This is a genomic window from Streptomyces sp. MK37H, from assembly GCF_018035285.1.
GTDB classification, from domain to species: Bacteria; Actinomycetota; Actinomycetes; order Streptomycetales; family Streptomycetaceae; genus Streptomyces; species Streptomyces endocoffeicus.
Genome location: NZ_JAAAYH010000765.1, coordinates 1 through 2,033, shown reverse-complemented (window position 1 = coordinate 2,033; position 2,033 = coordinate 1). Strand labels below are relative to the sequence as shown.

The following is a 2,033-nucleotide window of genomic DNA, read 5'->3' as shown; positions in this document are numbered from 1 at the left end:
CGTACAGGCTGCCCCGCTCGGCGATCGCCCCGAAGACGTACCGCCCGTGCACCGCCGTGCCGTCGATCGTCAGTTCCTCGCCGTCGGCGAGTTCGACCACCACGCCCTCCGGGCCGCTGGACCAGGCCCCGGGAGCGTCCTCGAAACGGGTCGGGTCCGGGCTCAGCCAGCGCAGGCTGGTGATCGCGAGAAATCCGTGGGGATCGGCGAGCGCCTGCTCATGGGCGCGGTGCCAGCGCTCCCACTCCTCGGCGAAGCTCACCCGGTCGACGTCCTGGACGGTCATCTGCGCTCCCTCGCGTGGGGCCTGCGGCGGGTCCGGTGCCGTTGCGTACGTACAACCGCGTGGGGGAGGGAGACATTCCGGGAGGTGCGGGAGCCGCGGGGCCGGTGTGCGGCGCGCATGAGAAAAGTCACCGGCAGGTACGTTCCGACCTGCGGTGACTCAAAGAAGGTGGTGCCCCCAACGGGATTCGAACCCGTGCTACCGCCTTGAAAGGGCGGCGTCCTGGGCCACTAGACGATGAGGGCCGATGGCCCACCTGGGCGCCTTGCGGCGCTTTCGGGGACGCGAGAAGCATATGGGATGCCGGTGAGGTTCGCCAAAACGGTTTACGGAGTGGTGGGCGTCGATGTCGCCCCCGGGCGGTTCTCGGCCGGCAGATGACGGCTGACCTCGGCCTTCGCCAGGCCCAGACCGCCCAGATCGATCTCGTCCCACGCCTGGAGCCGTCGCGTGTCCCGGTCCAGATAGAGGACCGACGCCTGCACCTTGTCCGGTGTGCCGTCGTCCACCGCACGCAGCCCGCTGCCGCCCGTCGACCCCTCGGTCATCAGCCGGGTGCCGCCGGGGAGCACCTCCGTACGGCGGTGATGGACATGACCGGTGAGGGCGAGCGGCACGGTGCCGTCGGTCTCCCGGGCGGCGATCGGGTCGTGGGCGAGGGCGATGTCGGCCGGGGCGCCGGCGGCCTTGCGGTCCCGGATCGCCTCGGCGAGCTGCCGTCCGGCGCTGTGCTCGGCCGCGTCACCGGCGGCCGCGGCGGAGCGGTCGGGGGTGAACTGCGGATCGCCGATGCCCGCGATCCGCAGCCCGGCGATGGTGATCACATCGCCGTTGTCCACGACATGCGCCCCCTTGCGCTTGGCGAGGTAGCGCTGGGTCGACGCCGAGTCGTGGTTGCCGCGCACCCAGACATAGGGGGCGCCGAGGTCGGAGACGGGGTCGAGGAAGCCGTTCTCGGCGGAGGTGCCGTGGTCCATCGTGTCGCCCGTGTCGATGATCACGCTGACCTTGTACTGCCGCACCAGCGACTGCACGATGTGCCAGGCGGCCGGATTGAGATGGACGTCCGAGATGTGCAGCACCCGCATGGTGGTCGGATCGGGCTGGTACGCGGGGAGCGTCGAAGTCGCCTCGTAGAGCTGGGTGACATTGGTCACCAGCCGGGCCAACTCTCGCTGATAGACGTCGAAGTCGGTCACGATGCTGCGCGCGTTGCCCACCACCGAGGGGGCGCTGGAGAGCAGCCCGGAGTAGCGCGGCTCCAGTACGGAATTCGGGTTCCATGTGGCGTAGACGGCGCCCCCGGAGGCGGTCAGCAGTGTGAGTGCGAGCCCTCCGGCGGTCAGCGCCCGGCGCGGGCGGCGGTAGACCGCCAGGCCCAGCGCGGTGGCGCCGAAGACCACGGCGACGCAGGAGCGGACCGCGAGGCCGAGGGTGCCGCGGGTGATATCGCTCGCGACCTCGTCCTGGAGCCCGGAGAGCCGCTCGGGGTGGTCGACGAGGGCCTGGGACCGTATGGGGTCGAGCCGGTCCACGTCCACGTCCAGGCGGAGCGGGGCGTGGTGGCTGTTCAGCTCGAGCGCGCCCAGCGGGGCCACATTGATCTTGGTGCCGCCGGTGAGGGACGGCCGCAGCGCCATCCGCGTGTCCATCGGGCCCACGGAGATGCGGACGCTGCCGACCACCAGCAGTCCGATCCAGGCGCCGAGGACGGTCACGGCGGCCAGCCCGGCGGCGCGGACGAGGG

The 2,033-nt window shown here is 71.3% G+C and carries 1 protein-coding gene, 1 tRNA gene and 1 pseudogene; all 3 read right to left on the bottom strand.

Annotation, left to right across the window (positions count from 1 at the left end; genetic code table 11):
- A pseudogene (locus tag GWI24_RS43675) lies at positions 1-286 on the bottom strand (hypothetical protein); the annotation flags it as partial.
- A 169-nt stretch (positions 287-455) separates the two neighbouring features.
- Positions 456-531 (bottom strand) — tRNA-Glu (locus GWI24_RS43670).
- 81 nt (positions 532-612) lie between these two features.
- Positions 613-2,033 (bottom strand): metallophosphoesterase (locus tag GWI24_RS43665; protein WP_210951557.1); only part of this gene is annotated, 1,421 nt, incomplete at its 5' end.